This window comes from Prauserella alba, assembly GCF_024171735.1.
Lineage (GTDB): Bacteria > Actinomycetota > Actinomycetes > Mycobacteriales > Pseudonocardiaceae > Prauserella > Prauserella alba.
In genome coordinates this window covers 288,294-311,566 of the sequence record NZ_JAMTCH010000006.1, presented here as the reverse complement: position 1 = coordinate 311,566, position 23,273 = coordinate 288,294, and the positions used below count along the sequence as shown (strand labels likewise).

The following is a 23,273-nucleotide window of genomic DNA, read 5'->3' as shown; positions in this document are numbered from 1 at the left end:
GGCCGACGGCGCCGCACACCCCGAATCCCTTCTCAGTAACGAGTTCCGCCTGCCGAAGGCGTGTATCGCTTCTCAGTTCGAAACCTCGCCGTCCCGTAAGGAGACCTGCATGAGCACGACCCCTCGCGTCGTCATCGTCGGAGCCGGGATCGTCGGTGCGAACCTGGCCGACGAGCTCACCAGCCGCGGGTGGAACCAGGTCACCGTCCTCGACCAGGGGCCGTTGCCGCTGACCGGTGGCTCGACCTCGCACGCGCCCGGACTCGTGTACCAGACCGGCGCGTCGAAGACGATGACCGAGTTCGCCACCTACACCGTCGAGAAGTTCAAGAGCCTGAACCCCGACGAGGGCTGGTGCTTCAACCAGGTCGGCGGACTGGAAGTCGCGACCACCCCGGAACGGCTGGCCGACCTCCACCGCAAGCAGGGGCTGGCCACGTCCTGGGGCGTTCCCGGCGAGGTCATCTCCCCCGAGGAGTGCGTCAAGCTGCACCCGCTGCTCGAGGCCGATCGCATTCTCGGCGGGTTCCACACGCCCACCGACGGTCTGGCCAAGGCCCCCCGTGCGGTGTTGGCGTTGGCGCGGCGGGCGGCCGACCGCGGCGCCCGGTTCTGCGGTGAGGTCCGGGTGCTGGGGATCAACCAGCAGGGCGGCCGCGTGACCGGAGTGGAGACGGACCAGGGCGAGGTCCCCGCCGACATCGTGGTGTCCTGCGCCGGGTTCTGGGGGCAGCAGCTCGGCGAGATGGCCGGTATGAACGTGCCGCTGCTGCCCATGGCGCACCAGTACGCCAAGACGGACCAGCTGCCCGAACTCGCCGGGCGCAACGACGAGCGCACCGAGGCCAAGCTGCCGATCCTGCGTCACCAGGACCGTGACCTCTACTACCGCGAGCACGTGGACCGGCTGGGCATCGGCACCTACGCCCACCGCCCGATTCCGGTGCGGCTCAGCGATCTGCCCGAGCTCGACGAGCCCTCAGAGCTGGCCATGCCCTCGGTGCTGCCGTTCACCGACGAGGACTTCGCTCCTTCGTGGGAGTACACCAAGCGGCTGCTGCCCGCTCTCGAGTCGGCGTCGGTCGAGACCGGCTTCAACGGCGTCATGTCGTTCACCCCCGACGGCGGTCCGCTGGTCGGTGAGTCCCCGGACCTGGCGGGCTTCTGGATCGCCGAGGCGGTGTGGGTGACGCACTCCGCGGGCGTGGCCCGATCGGTGGCGCAGCTGCTGGTCGACGGCCGCAGCGAGATCGAGCTGCACGGCTGCGACGTGCACCGCTTCGACGAGATCGAGACGATCCCGGAGTACGTCGAGGAGACCGCCGCGCGCCAATTCGTGGAGGTCTACGACGTCAAGCACCCGCTGCAACCCAAGCTCTCCCCGCGAGACCTGCGGGTGAGCCCGTTCCACGCCCGGCAGAAGGAACTGGGCGCGGTGTTCCTTGAGGCCCACGGCTGGGAGCGGCCGCACTGGTACGAGGCGAACGGGTCGCTGGTCAAGGAACTGCCGATGGAATGGCAGCCACCGGCCCGCGACGCGTGGGCGGCGATGTACCACAGCCCGATCGCCGCGGTCGAGGCGTGGAAGACGCGCACCGACGTCGCCATGTTCGACATGACCTCGCTCAAGCGGCTCGAGGTCAGCGGCCCCGGAGCGCTGGCGTTCCTGGACCGGCTCACCACCAACAAGCTCGACAAGTCGGTCGGTTCGGTGACCTACACGCTGATGCTCGACGAGGCAGGCGGCGTGCGCAGCGACCTCACCGTGGCGCGGCTGGAGGAGCAACTGTTCCAGGTCGGCGCCAACGGCAATCTCGACTTCGACTGGATGCGCCGCGAGTTGCCCGAGGACGGCAGTGTGCAACTGCGTGACATCACCGGCGGTACCTGCTGCATCGGCGTGTGGGGTCCGCGGGCCCGCGATCTGGTGCAGCCGCTGAGCCGGGAGGACCTCTCGCACGAGGCACTGAAGTTCTTCCGCTGCAAGGAGATTCGCATCGCGGGCATCCCGGTCACGGCGATGCGGGTGTCCTACGTCGGTGAGCTGGGCTGGGAGCTCTACACCAGCGCCCAGTACGGCCAGCGGCTCTGGGACGTGCTCTACGGGGCGGGCCGCGAGCACGGCGTCGTGGCTGCCGGCCGCGCGGCGTTCAACAGCCTGCGGCTGGAGAAGGGTTACCGCGCCTGGGGTGCGGACATGACCACCGAGCACAACCCGTTCGAGGCCGGCCTCGGATTCGCGGTCCGGATGCAGAAGGGCGACTTCGTCGGCCGCGAGGCCCTCGAAGCGATCGACCCCGACTCGGTCACGCGGAAGCTGCGTTGCCTGACCATCGACGACGAGCGCAGCGTGGTGCTGGGCTCCGAGCCGGTGTTCGTCGACGGCGTGGCCTCCGGCTACGTCACTTCTGCCGCGTTCTCGCACACCCTCGGAACTCCCATCGCCTACGCCTGGCTGCCCGCCGAGGCCGTCGAGGGAACGCAGGTGCGCATCCAGTACTTCGACCGCATGGTGGCCGCGACCGTCGCGGCCGAGCCCCTTGTCGACCCGGACATGCACCGGATCCGCCGGTGACCAGCACCGCGCCTGAGAGCGCACGACCACAAAGGACGTCCATGCGCACCGACACCATCGAGGATTACCTGCACGAGCTGGCCGCCAGGGTGCCCGCGCCCGGCGGTGGGGCGGCCGCTGCGCTGCACGCGGCGCAGTCCGCGGCGCTGCTGTCCATGGTCGCCCACTACAGCGACGGCGAGAAGTACGCCGAGCACGCCGTCACCGTTCGGGAGGCGTGCGAGGCCGCCGACGAGTTGCGGGGGCTCTGCCTCGAACTGGCCGAGCAGGACGCGGAGGCCTTCGGCGCGGTCGCGGCCGCCTACAAGTTGCCGAAGCAGACTGCCGAGGAGAAGCACGAGCGCTCCGCGGCCATCGCGGCCGCGCTCGCCGAGGCGGGCCGGGTCCCGGCGCGGGTGATCGTCCTGTCCGCCAGGCTCGTCGAGCTCGCCGAGCTGCTGCGGCCGATCGGGAACCCCAACGTGATCAGCGATGTCGCGGCCGCCGCGGTCGCGGCGCGGGCGGCGATCTCGACCGCCCGGGTCAACGTCGAGATCAATCTCGCCGGAATCACCGATCCCGACGTCCACGCCGAACTCGACGAGGCGATCGTCAAGACCGACGACACCCTGCTGCGCGCCGACACCGTCACCTCCGCCGTCCGGGAGCAGATCCTGCGATGACCACGATTCAGCCCACCGAACCCGGAACCACCGCGGCCGTGCGAGAGCTCGGCGGCAGCGGACTGGCCCGCGAGATCCGCGCACGAGCCGCGGCCGACGCCGCCGAACTCGCCGACTCCGGTGTCACGCCGGGACTGGCAGTGGTGGTGGCCACCGACGACGAGTCCAGCGCCTGGTACGTGCGCTCGATCGCCCGCGCCGCGGGCAAGGCCGGGATCGACTGCCGGACGGTCGACCTCGGTGCGGGCGCCGAGGTCGAGCGGATCCGCGCCGCGCTGGAGACGCTGAGTGCCGACGAATCGGTGCACGGCATCATCCTGCAGACCCCGTTGCCGGCGGGGGCTCACTTCGAAGACCTCGCCTCGGCGATCGACCCTCGCAAGGACGTCGACGGGGCCAACCCGGTCTCGCTCGGCAACCTGGCCGCGGGCCTGCCGGCGTACCCGCCTGCCACCGCCGCCGCGGTCCTGGAACTGCTCGACCACCACGAGGTCGAGCTGGCAGGGCGCAACTGCGTCGTGGTGGGGCGCTCGAACGTGGTCGGCAAACCGGTCGCGCAGCTGCTGCTGCAGCGCGACGCGACCATCACGGTCTGCCACCGGCACACCCCGGAGCTGACCGCGTTCACTCCGGATGCCGACGTGCTGGTGGTCGCGGTCGGCAAGCCCGGCCTGATCACCGACAAGCACGTCAGGGACGGGGCGATCGTCATCGACGTCGGCACCAACCCGACAGCCGACGGCGGACTCGTCGGCGACGTCGATCCGTCCGTGCAGGTCGCAGGGCTCACCCCAGTACCAGGGGGAGTGGGCCCGGTGACCACTGCGTTGCTGCTGCAGCACACCGTGTGGTCGGCGACCCGCAGTGTCCGCCGGCTCCGGCACGCCGCCGGGGCCCAGCCGCGAACCGGTTCGGAGCACTGATGAGCCTTTCCGTATTCGACTTGTTCAAGGTCGGCATCGGGCCGTCGAGTTCGCACACCGTCGGCCCGATGCGAGCCGCGTACCTGTTCGTCGAGCACCTGCGTGAGACCGGCACACTGCCGCGGGTCGAGCAGGTGCGGTGCGAGCTGTTCGGTTCGCTGGGCGCGACCGGGCACGGGCACGGCAGTGTCAAGGCCGTGGTGCTCGGGCTGGCAGGCGAGCAGCCGCACCTGGTCGACCCGGTCGCCGCCGAACCGCAGGTGCAGGCCGCGCGCGAAGAAGCCCGGCTGAGCCTCGGCGGCGAACACAAGATCGCCTTCGACGTGGACGAGGACGTCGTGTTGCACCGCAACACCCGGCTCGACTTCCACAGCAACGGCATGGTGTTCGAAGCCTTCGACGACGCAGGAGCGCGGCTCGACCGCCGGGAGTACTACTCGGTCGGCGGCGGCTTCGTCCTCGACGAGGACGAAGCGGGACGGCAGGTGCTTGTCGAGGACGACACCCCGGTGCGCCACCCGTTCAGCACCGGCGAACAGCTGCTGGCGCACACCACCGCCAGCGGGTCGCGGATCAGCGACGTCGTCCTGGCCAACGAGCGCAGTTGGCGCACCGAGGTCGAGACTCGTGCCGGGTTGCTGCACATCTGGTCGGTGATGCAGGAGTGCGTGGAGCAGGGTGTGAACACCGGCGGCACGCTTCCCGGCGGACTCAAGGTCCGCCGCCGCGCTCGCGAACTGCGCGCGAGCCTCGAGGGCAGTGAGGGCGACAGCAGCGGTGCGCAGGACATGGAGTGGGTGACGCTGTTCGCCCTGGCCGTCAACGAGCAGAACGCAGCTGGCGGCCGGGTCGTGACCGCGCCGACCAACGGCGCGGCCGGGATCGTGCCGGCCGTACTGCACTACGCACATCGCTACCTGCCCGGCTTCGACGACGACGCCGCGGTGCGTTTCCTGCTCACCGCAGGGGCGATCGGCGTGCTGTTCAAGGAGAACGCCTCCATCTCCGGAGCCGAGGTCGGCTGCCAGGGCGAGGTCGGATCGGCCTGCTCGATGGCCGCGGCCGGGCTCGCGGAGGTGCTCGGCGGCACGCCGGAGCAGGTGGAGAACGCCGCCGAGATCGGCATCGAACACAACCTCGGGCTGACCTGCGACCCGGTGGGCGGGCTGGTGCAGATTCCGTGCATCGAGCGGAACGCGGTGGCCGCGATCACGGCGATCACTGCGGCCCGGATGGCGCTGCGCGGAGACGGCCGGCACCACGTGTCCCTGGACAAGGCGATCAAGACGATGCGCGAGACCGGGGCCGACATGAAGGACAAGTACAAGGAGACCGCGCGTGGCGGTCTCGCGCTCAACATCGTGGAATGCTGAGGAGAATCCCGTGACACGATCGTTCACCCTCACCTTGAGCTGCCCGAACCGCACCGGGATCGTCCAGGCCGTCAGTTCCTACCTGGTGGAGCACGGCTGCGACATCGTGGAGTACCGGCAGTTCGACGATCCGGTGCGCGGGCGTCTGTTCCTGCGGGTACAGGCCACCGCCGCCGCCGAGGTCGACCTGGATGCGATGTCGCACGACTTCGCGCCGGTGGCCACCGACTTCGAAATGAACTTCGAGCTGCACCCGGACCGCGACGCCCGGGTCGTGGTGATGGTCTCCAAGCTTGGGCACTGCCTCAACGACCTGATCTACCGGTGGCGGGCCGGAGCACTGGGCGCCGAGATCGTGGCCGTGGTGTCCAATCACGAGGACCTGCGCCCGATGGCGGAGGCCGCCGGCCTGCCGTTCCATCACGTGCCGGTGACCTCGGAGACCAAGCCGGCGGCCGAGTCGCAGCTGCTGCAGCTGGTCGACGACCATCAGGCCGATCTGGTGGTGCTCGCCCGGTACATGCAGGTTCTCTCCGATCAGACCTGCAAGGCGCTGCACGGCAGGGCGATCAACATCCACCACTCGTTCCTGCCCGGGTTCAAGGGCGCCAAGCCCTACCACCAGGCCTACGACCGGGGCGTGAAGCTCGTCGGTGCCACCGCGCACTTCGTCACCCCCGATCTCGACGAGGGTCCGATCATCGAGCAGGAGGTGATCCGCATCGACCACACCTACGACCCGGCCGCGCTGCAGACCGTGGGCAGGGACGCCGAGGCGCTGGCGCTGTCCAGGGCGGTGCGGTGGTACTGCGAGAACCGTGTCCTGCTCAACGGCAACAGCACCGTGGTGTTCCGCTAGCCGCGAGGCAAGAAGTGCGAGTATCTTGGCCCGCGAACCGCGATTCTCCCGGTGTTCCCGGCAACGCACCGCGCCGTCGCCACGCGCGAGTCGCTCGGTGGCCCCGCGGCCGCGGACCGCCGTCGCGCGGCGAAAACCTGCGTGATTCCGCCCCGGCGGGCAATCACCGCCCGCCCGAGCCCTACTGCCACACCATCATCGAATTCGAGCCGGCGCCCGCTGTGTTCGCGCCGCAGCGAGAGCCCCACTTCTCTCCGACGAGGAGCGTTACCCATGACGACCGGTGAGCTTCCCACCGCACAGGAGCAGGCAGGCGACCTTCCCGAGAGCCTGCGCGAGACCCTGGCCGGGCACTACTACACCGACCCCGAGATCTTCCGCCTGGAACAGGAGCACATCTTCGAAGCCACGTGGTTCTGCGCTGTGCTCAGCGCGGACGTGGCCAAGCCCGGGCAGTTCGAGACGGTCCAGATCGGACGCGAGAGCGTGCTGGTCACGCGAGGCCGCAACGGTGCGATCAAGGCGTTCCTCAACGTCTGCCGCCACCGCGGCGCGCGGCTGTGCACCGAGGAGAAGGGCGAGGTCCGCCGGTCCTTCCAGTGCCCGTATCACGCCTGGACCTACTCCTTCGACGGCGCATTGATCGCCGCGCCGAACCTGGGCGCGATGGACGACATCGACCGCACCCAGTACGGGCTGCACGAGGTGCATGTGCGCGAGTGGCTCGGCTACGTGTGGCTGTGCCTGGCCGAGGAGCCACCGTCGTTCGAGGACACCGTGATCGGTGATGTCAGCGCGCGGCTGGGAACCCCGGATGCGATCGTCGGCTACCAGGTCGCGGATCTCAAGCTCGGCAGGCGTATCGAGTACGACGTGAAGGCGAACTGGAAGCAGATCGTCGAGAATTTCATGGAGTGCTACCACTGCGCCACGATCCACCCCGAGCTCACCGAGGTGCTCCCGGAGTTCGCCGACGGGCTGGCGGCGCAGTACTTCGTGGGGCACGGCGCCGAGTTCGGTGAGGACGTCCAGGGCTTCACTGTGGACGGGTCGGAGGGCCTGGAGAAGCTTCCCGGGGTCAGCGAGGAACAGGACCGCCGCTACTACGCCATCACCGTACGGCCGCAGGTGTTCATCAACCTGGTGCCCGACCACGTGGTCTTCCACCGGATGTTCCCGCTGACCGCCGAGCGCACGTTGGTGCGCTGCGACTGGCTCTACCTGCCGGACGTGGTGGACTCGGGCGTCGACATCGACCGCTCCGTGGAGCTGTTCCACCGGGTCAACCAGCAGGACTTCGACGCGTGTGAGCGTTGCCAGCTGGCCATGGACTCCCGTGCCTACGCAGGCGGCGGTGTCCTGGTGCCCAGTGAGCACCACATCTCCGAGTTCCACGACTGGGTCCGCGAGCACATCGGCTGACCCCGTCTCGGAAGGGCCCCGCGCCGGGTAGCAGTTGCGCCCCTGGGGGAGGACGGAGAGTTCAGTTCCGGCCTCCAGGGGCAGCTCGGAAAGGCGCGGGGCCTCTTTGCGCCCATGGCCGGGTGGGCGAAGAGGCCCAGGGTTGTCGGAAGGCCCACCGAACTCGGCGTGAGAACTCGGTGTGACCAGCCTGATGGCCGGGTCCGCCTAGAACGGTAGGCCGGCGTCGTCCTGGTGTTCCGGGTCGGTCGTTTCTCGCGTCGGTTCGGCTGCGGCGGTTCGGCGGCACACCAGGGCGTCGCGTGCCGGGTCGTGGCTTTGATGTGCCCGGCTGTGGGGTGCCTGGCCGTGGTGGGCTGGGCCGCGGTGTGGCTGGGTGTCGCGTGTCGGGGCGGTGCGACTCGGGGTGAGGACGGGCTCGCGGTGTGCGGTGTAAGTCGCTCCGTGTGGCATCGTCACGGACGTGATGCCGCGGGCGGGGTCGTAGCGGGTGCTCCAGCCGGGTTGGTCTTTCAGGCGGTGGTGTCGTCGGCAGCGGGGGCCGCCGTTGGCCACCGACGTGGACCCACCACCAGCGCCACCGCCAGCGCTCCGGTCGGGGGTGGCCCAGGGCGTTTCGTGGTCGTGGTCGCAGTGCCGGGCCGGCCGGTGACACCAGGGCATGACGCATTCGCGGTCTCGCACCCGCACCAGGTCACGGATCACCGCACTCGGCCGCCGCCGAGTACGACCCAGATCGACCGGCTCACCCGTCCCGGGATCACACAGCACCGCGCGCCAGGTGCTGCGTTCGTTGGTCATGATCTCCCGCGCGATCGCCGCCGGGACAGGTCCGTAGCCGTCCAGCTCGCACCCCTCATCAGACATCGTCAGGGCCGCATCCACCGGAAGGTGCAGGTAAACCATGGCCGCCGCCTCCGGCGCCGTCACGCCGACATCGCGCCCGAGCAACAGGTCGGCGGTCACGTCGGCACGTAGTTGTTCCAGGGTGCGCCCGTCGCCACCGTGGCGCAGTGACCGTGCCATCCCATCGACCCGCGAGTAGCAGGCCGCTGCGACCTCGGCGGGCAGGCTGGCTTCCAACGTAGACATCGCATGCTCGCCCGGCGTGAGCTCCAGTTTCCGCTCTGCCCGCGCCCGCCGTGCACGCTGGGTTCGCCCGCCGGGGTCCACCTTTTCCGCGAGTCGGCGTGCGCGCTGGGCCAGGTTTCCTGGCTGCCACGCCGTTTCCGGCGCCTCCACCAGCTTGTCGGCCAGCAGCTCGTCGACCTGGCGGGCCGCGTCATCATCGAGCGGATCGACGACGGTCAGCACCCGCCTTGCTCCGTACGCCTCGAGCTCGCCGGTGCGCATCGATGCGAGCAGCCGCGGCATCCGCCGGGTCAACGACTTGCCGTCGTCAATGCGGCGTTCGACCTCACGGGTCGAGACCCGCAACACCGGGGTCAGCTCCTCCGCCAACCCGCGATCGTCACCCACCGCCGCCGAGAGGTCGGCCAGTAGTGCCAGTTCTTCGGCGTCGCGCTGCGCCCGCCAGGCACGTAGGCCCCGCAGCTGCTCGATGCTGTCACCAACACCGTCGTCACTAACTCTGTCGTCCCCCATGTCATCCACAACACCCACGCTATCGAACTGGTGTACGAATCTGCCATTGCACAATAGGGTGAACCGGACTCCGGTGGCATGCACCGAAGGCTCGGCGGAGGAAAGATCCCGGTCCATGCCTCCGCCGGTGGTCTCGACCTGCACGTCGGGCCCGGAAGTCGTATCGACCCGGCACCCACATCGATCCGGCGGCACCTACGTCGGCCCGGCAATGCGCGGCGGGAAGTTCCGGCCTCGGCACCTCGGCCGGACTCTGTGATGTTGCTGGTGGAGACGGCTGTGGCAGCCGGTTGAGTATGGTCGGTCGGGTGGACGAATGATGATCAGCTGGCGGGCTGCGGGGGTCGGCGTAGCGCCGAAGACGCAGGCCGGCGACGCGGCCGGAGACGTTCGAAGACGCGAGAGTGCCCTGACCACGGCAGGCCTCAATCTGTTCCGCCACGGTAGAACACACGTTCCTCGTTCGGGTTCTGCATCTTCCGGTCTCGTGGACCAACGACCCGGATCGCTGCGCGGAGTCCGGAATCGAGGACCACTGCGTTCGCGACGAAACCCGCCCTCGCGACCACGCCGATCGACCACGCCGTTCACCACGGTGCCGATTGAACGCGCTGATCGAACACGCCCTGGATGCCGTGTCGCGGCCTCATGGGTGGCAGGTGAGAGGCGTCCGGCGCCGACCCGGGACTCCGCGCGCGTCTGGAATAGCCGGGCCGGCCAGGGTCTTGCCATCAGCCGCGATCGGCGAACCAGCACCGGGACGGGAACTCTTCGCGCCGATGCGGTCGCTTCGAGACCGCCGCAATACACGTGGACAGCTACGCCGCAGGGGCTCCTGGCAACGACGCCTGCCACCGAAGCCTGGCAACGACGCCTGGTATCAACTCCGGCCACCGACGCCTGAGGCCGCTCCTGGCTCCGTTGGAGCACTTGGCCGTGCTCGCCCGTGCCTTTCCTTCCGTCGTCACGGCCCGCGAAGGAGGGGGTGTGACCACGCAACCCGACAGGTGGATTTCGTTGACCTGCAACGAAATCCACACCTGTGCCCCACACGGATCATCGCACCGGTCGTGGACATCGAGCCTCGAATCGGCCGTTCACCACGGCGCCGATGTCCCGGCACCGAGCACGACAACGCCACTACCGACGATCCAACCCGCGAACCAGGGCCAGCCCGAGCTGCGGGAGTACTAGTGCCGGGGCGGTTCCAGCGGGACGCCGTCCTCGGACAACGGGGGCGGTGGGAGTTCGGCGCTGGAGGTCAGTGGAGCGGCGCCGTCGAGCGGTTTACCGGCGTGCTCGCGGAGGAAATGGGTGGCGACGATGCCTATGATGCCGGCGCCGATGAGGTAGTAACCCGGCCAATCCAGGTTGCCGGTCGCCGTGACCGCGGCCTCGATGATGGTGGGCGCGGTACCGGCGAACAGCGACACCGACAGGTTGAAGATCACCGCGAGGCTGCTGTACCGGATCATGGTGGGGAACAGTGCGGGCAACGTCGACGGTGAGACCGCCGCGAAGCACATCAGGCACATACCGATGATCAGCAACCCGACGATCTGGCCCGCTATCCCGGTGCGCAGCAGCCACACGGCCGGCAAGCCGAGCAGCACCAGCGCCACGCTTCCGGTCATCAGTACCGGTTTACGGCCGATGCGGTCGCTGAGTCGTCCGACGCTGACGATCGCGCACAGCATCACGAGCATGACGGCCACCTGCAATCCGGTGGCGATGCCGCTGGTCGTCCCGCTCTCGCCGTAGCGGGGGAGCGTGCCGGTCAGATAGGTCGGCACGTAGTTGGTCAGCACGTAGTTGGTCACGTTCCATGCCACGACCACGCCCGCGGCCACGAGCGCCGCGGTGCGGTAGTGACGCCGCACGATCTGCACCGCGCGCCTGGTCGACATCGTGGCCAGTGCGGGGGAGCGCTCCATCTGCTGCCGGAACGCCGGGGTGTCCTCCAGGCGCATGCGCAGGTACAGCCCGGCGATGCCCAACGGCAGTGCGAGCATGAACGGCACGCGCCAGCCCCAGGCGATCAGCTGGTCGTCGGGCAGTAGCGCGATCACTGCACCGCAGGTGCTCGCGCCGAGGGTGTAGCCGGTGATCGTGCTGAACTCCAGCCAGCTGCCGAAGAATCCGCGTCTGCGGTCCGGTGCGTACTCGGCCATCAGGGTCAGCGCCCCGACGTACTCGCCGCCGGCGGAGAATCCCTGCAGCATCCGGATGATCAGGACCAGCACCGGGGCCAGCATTCCGGCGGCGCCGTAACTGGGCACGAGGCCGAGCAGGACCGTGGCCACGGCCATCAGGAGGATCGTGGCCGAGAGGACCTTGGTGCGGCCGTACCGGTCGCCGAGTCTGCCGAAGATCAGCCCGCCCAGCGGTCGCATGACGAACGCGGCGGCGAACGCGCCGAGGGTGAAGACCGCCGACCACTGGCCGAGGTCCGGGAAGAAGACCCGGTCCAGTACGACCGCGGCCAGGTAGGAGTAGATGCCGAAGTCGTACCACTCCGCGACGTTGCCGACCGCGGCCGCGCCGGTGGCGCGGCGGACCGTTCGCTCTTCTTGCACCACGGGGGGCGTCAGGCCCCGGCGCGGTCGCCTGGACTTATCGGTCATGGGGCTCCCCGAAGGTGCGATGTGCGGCGGCGAGTGGTGGTGGCGCGATGCCGCGGCAGCATCGCGGTTGTGACCGCGATCGACTACTGATATATCTGTCCGCGATAAGGTAGCCGGTCAGCGCTCTTCGAAGCAAGAATCTACCCCCTCTTCGCAGACGTCCGCGGAGCCGTCACATCGTTCGGTGCGGCTCCGTGGCCACTGCGCGTCCAAGGTCGTTTTCGCTGGTCGTGTCGCTCGAAACTCGCGTGTTTCCGACCGAATTTGACCGTTGACTCGGGGGGTGTCGAGCCCCATCCTGTGAGTTGCGTAATGCACTACTCGTTCCTCTATGAGCAACAGGGGCCCCTAATGATCTTGGTTGGTGAGTTGGCCGGCCTGCCGCCCGGGGAGTCGGTCCGGGTTCAGGGCGAGGTGGCGATCGCGGTATTCAACGTGGACGGTGAGCTCTACGCGATCGACGACACCTGCTCGCATCAGGACGCGTCGCTGTCGGACGGATGGCTCGAGGGGTGCGCGGTGGAGTGTCCGCTGCACGCCGCCTGCTTCGACCTCCGGACCGGTCAGCCGAGCGGTCCGCCCGCGAAGAAGCCGGTGCGCACGCACGCGGTCTCGATCGAGGACGGCTTGATCTACGTGCACGAGTCGACCCGGGTCACCGTCGGTGGCGCGGTTGTGGAGGAGGTCGGTTGATGGAGCACATCACTGTCGTCGGGGCCTCGCTGGCGGGGCTGGCGACCGTCCGCGCACTGCGCGCGCAGGAGTTCGAAGGTCGGATCACCGTGATCGGCGACGAACAGCACGAGCCCTACGATCGGCCGCCGCTGTCGAAGGAATACCTCGCCGGAACCGTCAGCGAGGAGGACATCGGGCTCACCGATTCCGACGACGTCGAACTCGGCGTGGAATGGGTCCTCGGCCAGGCGGCCAGTTCACTGGACAACGCCGGAAAGGCCGTGGTCCTCGAGGACGGATCCCGGGTCGGCACCGATGCTGTCGTCCTCGCCACCGGTGCACGAGCGCGTCAGTTCCCCGGCGGCTGCCCGCAGGGCGTGCACACCCTGCGCACCCTCGACGACGCCAGGGCGCTGCGCAGCGAGCTGGTCCCCGGCGCGCGGCTCGTCGTCATCGGCGCGGGCTTCATCGGCGCAGAGATCGCCTCCACCGCAGCGGCCCTCGGTTGTGAGGTGGACGTCGTCGAGGCGGCGGACGTCCCGCTGCAGCGACCGCTGGGCGCGGAGATGGGCGCCGTGTGCGGCAGGCTGCACGCACGCAACGGTGCACGGTTGCACGTGGGCACCGGGCTCGCCGAGCTGGTCGGGGAGACCCGCGTGACGGCGGTGCGCCTCACCGACGGGCGCGAACTGCCGGCCGACGTCGTCGTGGTCGGCATCGGTGCCCAGCCGAACACCGAGTGGCTCGCCGGATCCGGTCTGGAGATCGACGACGGCGTTCGCACCGATGAGCAAGGGCGCACGACCATCCCCGAGGTCCTCGCGGTCGGCGACTGCGCTCACTCCTACCGCGACTACACGGCCGGCTGGCTGCGTCTCGAACACTGGACCAACGCGTTGCAGCAACCGGCGGCCGCCGTCGCCGCGCTGCTCGGCAGGGAGCACTCGGCCCCGGCGCATCACTCGGTTCCCTACTTCTGGTCCGACCAGTACGGCCACAAGATCCAGTTCGCAGGCCACCGCTCGGCCGACTGCACGGTGCAGGTCGAGGAGGGAGACCCGGACTCGGGCGACTTCCTGGCCCTCTACCTCGACGCCGAGGAACGTCCCGTGGGAGTCCTGGCCATCGACAGGGCTCGTCCGTTCGGGCAATGGCGGCGCAAACTGGCCAAGAGCCGGTGACCGGCACGCCGCCGAACGCACGTCTCCCGAATCGAAACGGTTTCAGACCAACGAGCGCATGGCCTTGTCGAAGTTCAGCACGTGTTCGCGCGCGAGCCGTTCAGCCTTGTCCGGCTCGCGCGCGCTGATCGCCCGCAATAGTCCCGAGTGCTCCATGACGTGACTGTCGAACTCCGGCATGCGGTCGAGGAAGACACAGAAGATTCGGGTCGCGAGATTGTCGTAGCGGATCAGCGTGTCTTCCAGGTGCGTATTTCCCGCCGCGTGGTAGATCGCGCGGTGCACGTGGAGGTCCCACCGCATCACCTCGTCGCGCGTGAGGGAGCGGAAGTCCATGTCGTCGAGGAAATCGGCGAGCTCGGCGAACTCCTCGGCCTCCGTGTCGCCGAGGGTCTCGGCCGCGCGGCGCGCCGCGAGCGGTTCGAGGTGCACGCGCAGATCGGAGATGGATGCCAGGTCGGTGATGTCCACGGCAGTGGCGAAGGTTCCCCGGCGCGGGTAGGACACGACCAAGCGGTCGATCTCGAGACGCTTGAGCGCTTCCCGCACCGGGGTCCTGCCGATGTCGAGCGACTGCGCCAGCGCGGCGTCGTCGATCGGTTCCATCGGCGGGATGTCCAGCATGATCAGCCGGTCGCGGATCGCCTGATAGGCCTTCTCGGCCATGGAAACCGGTTGATCCTCGGTGGTTGCGCTCATCGTGACCCCGATTGCATCGCCGAAACCTGCATCCCCAAATCCAGCACACCTCGAATTCTGATACGAGACTAGTATAGCAGATTCCGTCGCGATGACGGCGAGTGCTGCTTGTCACCGTTGCGCTGCGCCATCGTGACCTGCGAAATCGTCGGGGATTCCCCTTCGGGGAGACGATCCGGCCGGGGAGAATCGCCGGTGCATGTGTTGGCCGCACGGTGGCGATGTCTCGCCGCAGTGCCGTGCGACATTCGATTCTTCGAACTTCGCGCCGTCGTCACCCTCGGTTCATTCGCCGGTCGACATTTCGATAGAACGAATGTGTGATTGTCCGGTGCGGGGCCCTCCCTGGCCCCGGCGCTGCCGCCGGGTCTGCCGAGACGTGCCGGTTCCGCGGGCCGGGGCAACACCGCCCGGGGCAACACCGCCCGGGGCAACACCGCCCGGGGCAACACCGCCCGGGGCAACACCGCCCGGGGCAACACCGGCCTGGGCTACGCGGGTCAGGTGAGTTCGAGGGGAACGACACCGGTGGCGAAGCCGCGCGCGTCGAGCAGGCGCCCGACGAGCTTGTAGGGCCGGAGCACGACACTGCGATCGACCACGTCGACGTGCGGCAGCAGCCGGCGCAGTTGCGTCTCGAGGCGCTGCCCGTCCGCGACCGAGTGCAGCCAGGCGGCGACCGTCAGGTTGACGGGGCCGGCCGCCGTCAGGATCGCCCGAACCTCGGGTACGGCGGCGAGCGTCCGGCCGGCTTCGTCGAGCCGGTCGGAGGGCACTCGGAGGAAGAACCACTCCAGCACCCGCGCCGAAGGCGACACCGGCGGTCGGCGACTCCGGGACGAGCGTTGCGGCGTCACTACCTGCCGACGAGCAGCGCGCCCCGGTCTCCTCCTGGCTGCTGCTCGCGATCACCACGGTGGCGATGCTCGTGCTCGCCGGGCCCGGGCTGGGCGAGGACGCCCATCTGTTGCGCCGGATCGCCTGGCGGGTCGTTCCGGTGGGGCTGACGGTGCTCACCGCGACCTTTCGTGGCGTCGGCGCTCATCGCCCACGGGGTGCTCGCGATCGGGTGAGGAGGCGGTGTTGACTACACACATGAACGTCAGCGTCGTCGAGCTGTTCAGCATCGGCATCGGTCCCTCCAGTTCGCACACGGTGGGCCCGATGCGGGCCGCCCGGCGGTTCGTGGCCGCATTGGCGGAGGAGGGCCTGCTCGCCCGGACGGCACGGGTGCAGGTCGAGCTCTTCGGCTCGCTGGCCGCGACCGGGCCGGGCCACGGCACCGACCGGGCCGTCCTGCTCGGCCTCGCGGGCGAGGACCCCGAGACGGTCGAGCCGGACCGAGCCGGCGCCGTGGTATCGCGGGTACGTGAACAGCAGCGGCTCGACCTGCACGGCACCGAACGGATCGCCTTCGACGTCGACCGTGACCTGGTGATGCTCGCCCGCGAGACGTTGCCGCGACATCCCAACGGCATGCGGTTCCTCGCATCCGGCCCCGGCGGCGACGCGTTGCGGGAGGCGACGATGTACTCGGTCGGTGGCGGCTTCGTCGTGGAGGACGGCGCCGAGGCCGGCACGGGCGGCGAGGCCACCGAGACCGAGCTGCCGTACCCGTTCTCCTCCGGCAGTGAACTGCTCGCGTGGTGTGCCACGGAGCAGCTGTCGATGAGCGCGGTGATGCTGGCCAACGAGTGCGCCGTCCGCGCCGAGGACGAGGTGCTCGCCCACATCGACCGGGTCTGGTCGGTGATGCAGCGCTGTGTCGACGCCGGTTGCAGCACGGAGGGGACCCTTCCCGGCGGGCTGAACGTGCGCAGGCGCGCTCCGCAGCTGCTGCGGCGGCTCACCGAGGAGGGAGCCGGTCGTGATCCGCTGCGCATCGTGGACTGGATCAACCTGTTCGCCCTGGCCGTCAACGAGGAGAACGCCGGGGGCGGCCGGGTGGTCACCGCCCCGACCAATGGCGCAGCCGGGATCATTCCCGCGGTGCTGCACTACTACGTGCGTTTCTGCGAAGGGGCGGACCGCGACGGCGTACGCCGGTTCCTGTTGGCTGCGGGCGCCGTCGGCAGCCTCTACAAGCGCAACGCCTCGATATCCGGTGCCGAGGTCGGCTGTCAGGGCGAAGTCGGTTCGGCCTCGTCGATGGCGGCGGCCGGGCTGTGCGAGGTGCTCGGCGGTACGCCACGCCAGGTCGAGAACGCGGCCGAGATCGCGATGGAACACAACCTCGGCCTGACCTGCGACCCGGTGGCGGGCCTGGTGCAGGTTCCGTGCATCGAACGCAACGCGATGGCTTCGGTCAAGGCCGTCAACGCCGCCCGGCTCGCCCTCAACGGCGACGGCGAACACCGGGTCTCCCTGGACCAGGCCATCGCCACGATGCGGCAGACCGGCGCCGATATGGCCTCGCAGTACAAGGAGACCTCGCTCGGCGGACTCGCCGTCAACGTCATCGAGTGCTGAGACCCGCCGACGGCCGGTGATCCTCCCGTCTGTCCGAATGCGACAGTGGAAGCAGCGTGCCGAACCCGTGTGTCGGTGTCCGGTGACCTGTCCGTTCGGACGGGTCGGGGCGCCCGTTCGGTGCGGTTACGGCTCCCGGCGGGCTGATTAGTGTCCACGGTTGCCAGGTGTCACGTCCGGCACGGAACGAGGTTTCGCCGATACCGAAGGAGCTGCCATGGGTCGCTACGTCGTGGAGCGGACACTGCCAGGAGCGGGCACGCTGTCCGAACAGGAACTGCGGGACGTCTCGGTGAAGTCGAACGAGGTCCTCGCCGGGATGGGAGAGGACGTGCACTGGGTCGAGTCGTACGTGACCGATGACAAGCTGTACTGCGTCTACGACGCGGCCGATCCCGATCTGATCGAGGAACACGCCAAGCGCGGCGGGTTTCCCTGCGACCGCGTTGCTCCGGTCCGCGCGGTCATCGACCCGGGAACCGGATCCTGAGGCGCCGAGGGCGTGTCGGCGGCTCGTGACGCGGGCCGCCGGAGCGAACGGCGACGGCGCCGCCGGCCGACGGTCCGGGGAGGACGGTTACCTCCCCGGACCGTCGACGCATGCCGCTTCAGCTGGCGGGACGCGCACGGTCGACGGCCGCGACAGCCCTCACGACGTGCCTGCGTGAGTGGGCACAGCCGATTTCCGCCTGCCGTGGGCACCGACGTCGTCGCTGCTCAGGTCGATGCCGCGGGTCTCGGGAAGGGTGAACAGCACGAGGATGCTGATCACCATCAGTCCCATCGCGTAGAACAGGAAGAGCGACGGATTGCCGAGGTCGGCGAACAGGGTCTGCAGGTAGGGCGCGGTACCACCGAAGGCCGCCACTGCGATCGCGTACGGGAGTCCCAGGCCGATCGCCCTGATCCTGGTCGGGAAGATCTCGGCGTAGATCGCAGGCGCGATCGACGAGAACCCGCCCATCAGCAGCAGCGCGATCGACATGGCGAGGAACAACTGCCAGGCCTGGTCGCCGAGCAGCGTGTTGAGCGGGATGGACGTGACCAGCAGTCCGCCGGCGGCGATGAACAGCACCGGCTTGCGGCCGATCCGGTCCGAGAGCATGCCCCACAACGGCAGCGACACCAGGAAGAGGAGCTGGGCGCCCACACCGGCCCACAGCGCGCTGGTCGGATCGACGCCGTGCACCGAGATGGCGTAGGACGGCGCGGAGATCGCCCACACGTAGTAGAGCACGGTGGCACCGACCGTTATGCCGATCACCTGGAACAGCAGTTTCGGGTGCTGTTTGATGGTCGCCCACATCCGGCCCTTGGCCTCGGCCGTTTCCTCGTCCTCGTCGTTCTCGGCGAGGAAGACCTCGGTCTCCCGCATCCGCAGTCGCACGTAGAGCGAGTAGAGCCCGAAGACGCCGCCGAGGATGAACGGCACCCGCCAGCCGTAGCTGTACATCTGGTCCTGCGTGAGCACCCCGGACAGCAGCGCGCCGAGCAGGGTTCCGGCGAGCACGCCGCACGTGCCGGAGAAATAGATGAGGCTCGACCAGAGACCACGGCGCTTGCGGGGCGCCACCTCGGCGATGTAGGTCTGCGCCGCGGGCAGCTCCCCGCCGTGCGCGAGTCCCTGGCCCAGCCGTGCGAGCAGCAGCAGTGCCGAGGCGCCGAGCCCGATCTGCTCGTACGTCGGCGACAGCCCGATCACCAGGCTGCCGCCGGCGGCCAACGCCAGGCACAGGGCCATCGAGACCTGGCGGCCCTTGCGGTCGGCGATCCAGCCGAACACGAAGCCGCCCAGCGGACGGGCCGCGAAGCCGACCGCGAAAACGGCCAGCGTGCTCAACAGCGCAGAGACCGAGTCCTCGTTGTTGAAGAACTGGCCGGCGAAGAAGGAGGCGAAAGTGGCGTAGACGGTCCAGTCGAACCATTCCATCGCGTTGCCGGCGCCGAGGCCGAACAGGGTACGACCGCGGTCGGGCACGGTCTCGTCGTCGGTTCCTGCGGAGTGGCCGCCAGCGGGGGATGCGGGGGAGTCGGTCATCGCGGTGCTCCTTCGGTGAAGCGGTCCAGCCGGCGCATCGCGAGCTCGGCGTAGACGGTGGCCGCGCGGGAGAGCGTGGCGGGGTCGAACGTGGCGTACGGACTGTGATTGTTGGGCGCCTCGGCCGGGTCGAGGCCGGGCATGGTGGCACCGAGGCCGAGGAAGGCGCCGGGGACCTCGTCGAGGACCCGCGAGAAGTCCTCCGAACCGGCGACCGGCGTCGGCAGCTCGGTGTAGTGCTCCTCGCCGATCGCCTCGCGCACCACGTCGGCGGCGAACTCGGCCTCGTCGGCGTTGTTGACGGTCACCGGGTACTCGCGCTCGAACCGGACGTCGACCGCGACACCGTGGGCGCGGGCAACCCCGTCGAGGGTCTCGTTGATCATCTCGTCGAGCCGGGCGATCGCCTCGGCGGAGAAGCACCGCACCGTCGCCTCGAACTCGGCGTGGTCGGGGATGACGTTGCGGGCGGTGCCTGCGCGGAGCACCCCGACCGACAGCACGACCGGATCGAAGATGTCGAAGCGCCGGGTCACCATGGTCTGCAGCGCGCCGACCATGTCGGCGGCGGCCGTCACCGGGTCCTTGGCGCGGTGCGGCATCGAACCGTGGCCGCCGGCGCCGCGGACCACGACGCGTAGCCGGTTCGACGCCGACAGGATCGGCCCGGGGCGGCTCGCCAGTCTGCCGCTCGGCAGCGTCGCGGAGAAGACGTGCAGGGCGTACGCCGCGTCGGCCCGGCGGCCTGCGGAGTCCAGTACGCCTTCGTCGATCATCACCGAGGCGCCGTCGTAGCCCTCCTCGCCCGGCTGGAACATGAGCACCACGTCGCCGTCGAGCCGGTCGCGGTGGCTGCTGAGCAGTCGCGCGGCGCCGACCAGCGAGGTGGTGTGCAGATCGTGGCCGCAGGCGTGCATCGCGCCGTTGCGGGAGGCGAAGTCGAGGCCGGTGGCTTCGGCCACGGGCAGGGCGTCCATATCGGCGCGCAGCAGTACGGTCTTCGGCTCGGCGGCGTCCCGCCGCGGGCCGGTGCCGCGCAGCACCGCGGTGACCGAGGTGGTCGCGTCCCCGGTGGTGATGTCGAGGCCGAGTCCGTGCAGCGCGTCCAGCACCTTCTCCTGGGTGCGGGGGAGGTCGAGCCCGACCTCCGGTTCGCGGTGCAGTTCGCGGCGCAGGCGTTCGAGCTCCTCCTGCTGGCCTCGCGCGTCGTCGTGGAGGTCCACGGTGTTGTGCTCCTCGTGCATCGGTGAACGGGTGCCTTCGAGTGTGAGAAGTGACGTCGTCAGGCGCGTAAAATCGATGAATTCGCGCACCTGAGGGCGGAATCAGGAGGAACAGTGACCACTCATCTCGACGAGGAGGACTTTTCGCTCATCCACGCCCTCCAGATACGGCCTCGCGCCACCTGGACCCGCCTCGGCTCCGTCCTGGGCGTTGCGCCGGTGACGCTGGCCCGCCGTTGGGATCGGCTACGCGCCGACGGAAGCGCGTGGGTGACGGCCTATCCGCGGGTGAGCGTGCACTACGAGCTCCGGGTCGCGTACGTGGAGCTGCGGTGTGCCAGCGGGCAGGTCCGCCAGCTGGTCGACGAACTCGTCCAGTGGCCCGCGGTCATGACGATCGAGGAGTCGTCGCGGGAGTACAGCCTGGTGCTCACGCTCTTCGGGCGGGGGATGGCCGAGCTGTCCTCACTGCTGCTCGATCAGCTTCCCGGCCTTCCCGGGGTGCTCAACACCCGCTCCCACCTGGCCGCGCGGATGCATCTGGAGGGGAGCAGCTGGCGGGTCGGGGCGCTGGACAAGGCGCGCACCCGGGCACTGACGACGATCCCGGCCACCGGCGGCGGGCAGGGCGGAGCCGATCGGCCGGCGAGCGTCACGCCCTGGGACGCGCCGTATGCGGACCTGGCCGAGGCACTGGGTATGGACGGGCGTCGGAACGCGGCCCAGCTGGCCCGGCTCGTCCGCCGTCCGGTCGCGACCGTGCGCCGTCAGCTCGGCCGGCTCCTCACCGCCGACGCGATGACGTTCCGATGTGAGATCGCACAGGGGCACACCCCGTCCCCGATCGTGCACAACTGGTGGTGCCGGGTGCCGGTGGGGCACGTGCCCGAGTGCGTCAACCAGCTCCGTGCACTGTCGACGGTGCGGCAGATCGTCAGCCTGCCCGGTCCGGCCAATCTGTTGGTGACCACCTGGATGCGCTCGATCGAGGAGTCGATGCAGGTGCAGGAGTACCTGGAGCAGGACCTGGCGCCGCTGACCGTGGTGGAGTCGGCGCTCGTCCTGCGTACGCCGAAGCGACTCGGCTGGGTACTGGACGAGCACGGCCGCGCGCTCTCGTACGTCGCTCCGTTCGGCCGGTCGCCCGCCCGCGGTGGCTGACCCCGGCGCCCGAACCGGCGCACACCCCGTGCGAGCTAACCGGAACTCGGTAGGTGGCGCCGGAACCACGCGGTCACACCGGCATCGACCTCCCGTGCGATCGGCAGTTGTGGCGCGGGTTCGATGCCCGGTTCGTCGGCGAGCGGGTGTGCCAGCCCGGGGACGGACAGCAGCTGCGTCCCGTCTCCCGTAGCGCTGACCAGTTCCGACGCGTCGACACGCAGGGCGGGATGATCCGACTCGCCGCTGACGACCAGCAGTGGGGCGCGGTCCGCGATGTCGCCGGCCCTCGCGACGAAGTCGAGGCCGTCGGCAGCGGCCCGGGACTCGGCGTCGTAGGGATAGTCACTCCGGACGAGTTCCACGGCGGACCGGATCCGGATGGCGCCGTTCACGACGGCGGCGGCGAACACCGGAACGTCCGTGTCGGCGAGTATCCGCAGCGCGACGGCCCCGCCCAGGGAACCGCCGAGCACGCCGATCGGGCCCTCTCACCCGCCACGCGGGCAGGCCGTTCATCGGCAAGGCCGCGGCGAACGCGGCGTCCGACCTCGGCGAGTCGAGCATGTGCCAGGTGACGATCAACGGTGCGGGTCCGCCGTCGGCCGGTGGCAACGCGGTGAACGGGACGCCTGCCGCCGTCCCCGTGATCGGTGAGTGCATGACGTCAAGCTATGGCCGCCTCAGCGGGCAGGAAAGCGATTGCGCCACCGGCGAAGTCCTCCGGTGGGCCCGTATTCGTGCCGCCCGGCACGGTCCCGCACGGCTCCACGTCGCTCCCGGTTCGTTTCGCCGGCCCGGGCCCGTCAGCCGCGTTCCCCCGTCGGGCCGGTGAGGACGGTCGGGTCGGCGCTCGTGCGACGTGATGCGGCATCGCCGGGCACCGGCCGTGCGACCGGCGCGGCCGGTACGGCCGAGAGCGCCGAGTCGAGCTCGCGGCCGACCGCCGTGCGCAGCTGCGCACGGGCTTCGGTGAGCGCATCCGGGTCGACCCCGGTGTCGATGCCGTCGTGGTGGAACAGGTTCACCAGGTCGTCCGTGGCGACGTTGCCCGCGGCGCCGGGAGCGAACGGACAGCCGCCGATCCCGCCGACGGCGGCGTCGAACCGGCGGATTCCCGCGCGGTGGCCTTCGCGGGCGTTCACCAGTCCCATGCCGTAGGTGTTGTGCAGGTGCAGTCCCAGCTCCAGTTCCGGCTGGGCGTCCTGTACCGCCGCGATCGTGCCACGGACCTGGGCAGGATGTGCGGCACCGATGGTGTCTGCCAGGTGGATCCGTTCGGCCCCCATGGCGACGAGGCCGCCCGCCAGGCGCGCGACCCGTGCGGGGTCGGTGTCGCCGTCGAACGGGCACACGAAGGCCGTCGCGATGGCCGCTTCCACCCGGACGCCCCCGTCGGTGAGTATCGCCGCGCAGCGCTCCAGCCGTTCCAGTGCCCGCGTGGTACCGGCACCGGTGTTCGCGTGGCTGTGCCCGTCGCTGGCCGAGACCGTGATCCGCACGCCGTCCACCCCGCACGCCACCGCCCGTTCGGCACCGGCCGAGTTGAAGGCCAGGGTCTGCAGCGTCACGCCGGGCAGCGTGCCGAGGGCGGTGACCAGCTCGTCGGTGTCGGCCATCGACGGGACCCGGTCGGGGCGTACGAACGCGCCGACCTCGAGCGAGGTGAACCCGGCCGCCGCCAGCAACCGGGCGAGTCGCACCTTGGTGGCCGTGGGAACGATGCCGGGTTCGTTCTGCAACCCGTCGCGCAGCGCCGTCTCGGTGATCAGCACGTCGGTCAC

Annotated in this window: 19 protein-coding genes and 1 pseudogene; 11 read left to right on the top strand and 9 right to left on the bottom strand. The window is 69.7% G+C overall.

What is annotated here, in order from left to right; all coding sequences use genetic code 11:
- The first annotated feature begins 109 nt into the window (after nt 1-109).
- The 6 genes from LY12_RS21395 to LY12_RS21370 all read left to right on the top strand — a co-directional run bounded on the left by LY12_RS21395 (nt 110) and on the right by LY12_RS21370 (nt 7,814).
- Nucleotides 110-2,575, top strand: a complete 2,466-nt coding sequence (locus LY12_RS21395; RefSeq protein WP_253859192.1) for a GcvT family protein — start codon at nt 110-112, stop codon at nt 2,573-2,575.
- Nucleotides 2,576-2,616: 41 nt separating this feature from the next.
- Entirely contained in the window at nt 2,617-3,237 is a 621-nt protein-coding gene (locus LY12_RS21390; protein WP_253859191.1) for a cyclodeaminase/cyclohydrolase family protein, read from the top strand.
- Nucleotides 3,234-4,160, top strand: coding sequence for a bifunctional 5,10-methylenetetrahydrofolate dehydrogenase/5,10-methenyltetrahydrofolate cyclohydrolase (locus LY12_RS21385; RefSeq protein ID WP_253859190.1), 927 nt, complete (start codon nt 3,234-3,236; stop codon nt 4,158-4,160). The genes LY12_RS21390 and LY12_RS21385 overlap by 4 nt, the downstream gene beginning before the upstream one ends.
- Complete coding sequence (locus tag LY12_RS21380; RefSeq protein WP_253859189.1) at nt 4,160-5,533, top strand: L-serine ammonia-lyase; 1,374 nt, start codon at nt 4,160-4,162, stop codon at nt 5,531-5,533. The genes LY12_RS21385 and LY12_RS21380 overlap by 1 nt, the downstream gene beginning before the upstream one ends.
- Before the next feature lie 10 nt (nt 5,534-5,543).
- Nucleotides 5,544-6,392, top strand: coding sequence for a formyltetrahydrofolate deformylase (gene purU, locus LY12_RS21375; RefSeq protein WP_253859188.1), 849 nt, complete (start codon nt 5,544-5,546; stop codon nt 6,390-6,392).
- 273 nt (nt 6,393-6,665) lie between these two features.
- Nucleotides 6,666-7,814, top strand: coding sequence for an aromatic ring-hydroxylating oxygenase subunit alpha (locus LY12_RS21370; protein ID WP_253859187.1), 1,149 nt, complete (start codon nt 6,666-6,668; stop codon nt 7,812-7,814).
- 207 nt (nt 7,815-8,021) lie between these two features.
- Here the strand turns inward: LY12_RS21370 and LY12_RS21365 are convergent, their stop codons facing one another.
- Together LY12_RS21365 and LY12_RS21360 are read right to left on the bottom strand one after the other, a co-directional pair.
- Nucleotides 8,022-9,419 carry an HNH endonuclease signature motif containing protein gene (locus LY12_RS21365; RefSeq protein WP_253859347.1) on the bottom strand — a complete coding sequence of 466 codons (1,398 nt, stop codon included), beginning with the start codon at nt 9,417-9,419 and terminating at the stop codon, nt 8,022-8,024.
- Nucleotides 9,420-10,609: 1,190 nt separating this feature from the next.
- The gene (locus LY12_RS21360; RefSeq protein ID WP_253859186.1) at nt 10,610-12,043 is read right to left on the bottom strand and encodes an MFS transporter; all 1,434 of its coding nucleotides are present in this window, start codon (nt 12,041-12,043) and stop codon (nt 10,610-10,612) included.
- Between the two features lie 351 nt (nt 12,044-12,394).
- On the opposite strand from LY12_RS21360, the gene LY12_RS21355 reads away from it, so the two are divergent.
- On the top strand, nt 12,395-12,736 hold the full coding sequence (locus LY12_RS21355; RefSeq protein ID WP_183780287.1) for a bifunctional 3-phenylpropionate/cinnamic acid dioxygenase ferredoxin subunit: 342 nt from the start codon (nt 12,395-12,397) through the stop codon (nt 12,734-12,736).
- On the top strand, nt 12,736-13,899 hold the full coding sequence (locus LY12_RS21350) for an NAD(P)/FAD-dependent oxidoreductase (RefSeq protein WP_253859185.1): 1,164 nt from the start codon (nt 12,736-12,738) through the stop codon (nt 13,897-13,899). Before LY12_RS21355 ends, LY12_RS21350 begins: the two co-directional genes overlap by 1 nt.
- A gap of 42 nt (nt 13,900-13,941) precedes the next feature.
- On the opposite strand, the gene LY12_RS21345 is transcribed toward LY12_RS21350, so the two are convergent.
- The 3 genes from LY12_RS21345 to LY12_RS21335 form a co-directional block, all read right to left on the bottom strand.
- Nucleotides 13,942-14,565 carry a GntR family transcriptional regulator gene (locus LY12_RS21345; protein WP_253859184.1) on the bottom strand — a complete coding sequence of 208 codons (624 nt, stop codon included), beginning with the start codon at nt 14,563-14,565 and terminating at the stop codon, nt 13,942-13,944.
- A 533-nt stretch (nt 14,566-15,098) separates the two neighbouring features.
- A complete protein-coding gene (locus LY12_RS21340; protein WP_253859183.1) occupies nt 15,099-15,416 on the bottom strand; it encodes an Lrp/AsnC ligand binding domain-containing protein in 318 nt (105 codons plus the stop codon).
- Between the two features lie 38 nt (nt 15,417-15,454).
- Complete coding sequence (locus LY12_RS21335; protein ID WP_253859182.1) at nt 15,455-15,643, bottom strand: hypothetical protein; 189 nt, start codon at nt 15,641-15,643, stop codon at nt 15,455-15,457.
- Nucleotides 15,644-15,693: 50 nt separating this feature from the next.
- Between LY12_RS21335 and LY12_RS21330 the strand changes: the two genes are divergently transcribed.
- Both LY12_RS21330 and LY12_RS21325 read left to right on the top strand, forming a co-directional pair.
- Entirely contained in the window at nt 15,694-17,067 is a 1,374-nt protein-coding gene (locus tag LY12_RS21330; RefSeq protein WP_253859346.1) for an L-serine ammonia-lyase, read from the top strand.
- 217 nt (nt 17,068-17,284) lie between these two features.
- Nucleotides 17,285-17,557 (top strand): DUF4242 domain-containing protein, encoded by a 273-nt coding sequence (locus tag LY12_RS21325; RefSeq protein ID WP_253859181.1) that lies wholly within the window; start codon nt 17,285-17,287, stop codon nt 17,555-17,557.
- 159 nt (nt 17,558-17,716) lie between these two features.
- On the opposite strand, the gene LY12_RS21320 is transcribed toward LY12_RS21325, so the two are convergent.
- Both LY12_RS21320 and LY12_RS21315 read right to left on the bottom strand, forming a co-directional pair.
- A complete protein-coding gene (locus LY12_RS21320; RefSeq protein ID WP_253859180.1) occupies nt 17,717-19,105 on the bottom strand; it encodes an MFS transporter in 1,389 nt (462 codons plus the stop codon).
- Nucleotides 19,102-20,328, bottom strand: coding sequence for a M20 metallopeptidase family protein (locus LY12_RS21315; RefSeq protein ID WP_253859179.1), 1,227 nt, complete (start codon nt 20,326-20,328; stop codon nt 19,102-19,104). Before LY12_RS21315 ends, LY12_RS21320 begins: the two co-directional genes overlap by 4 nt.
- 114 nt (nt 20,329-20,442) lie before the next feature.
- Here LY12_RS21315 and LY12_RS21310 point away from each other — a divergent pair, with 114 nt between their 5' ends.
- The gene (locus tag LY12_RS21310; RefSeq protein WP_253859178.1) at nt 20,443-21,489 is read left to right on the top strand and encodes an Lrp/AsnC ligand binding domain-containing protein; all 1,047 of its coding nucleotides are present in this window, start codon (nt 20,443-20,445) and stop codon (nt 21,487-21,489) included.
- Nucleotides 21,490-21,524: 35 nt separating this feature from the next.
- Here the strand turns inward: LY12_RS21310 and LY12_RS21305 are convergent.
- A pseudogene (locus tag LY12_RS21305) lies at nt 21,525-22,152 on the bottom strand (alpha/beta hydrolase family protein).
- Between the two features lie 143 nt (nt 22,153-22,295).
- Complete coding sequence (locus LY12_RS21300; protein ID WP_253859177.1) at nt 22,296-23,273, bottom strand: hydroxymethylglutaryl-CoA lyase; 978 nt, start codon at nt 23,271-23,273, stop codon at nt 22,296-22,298.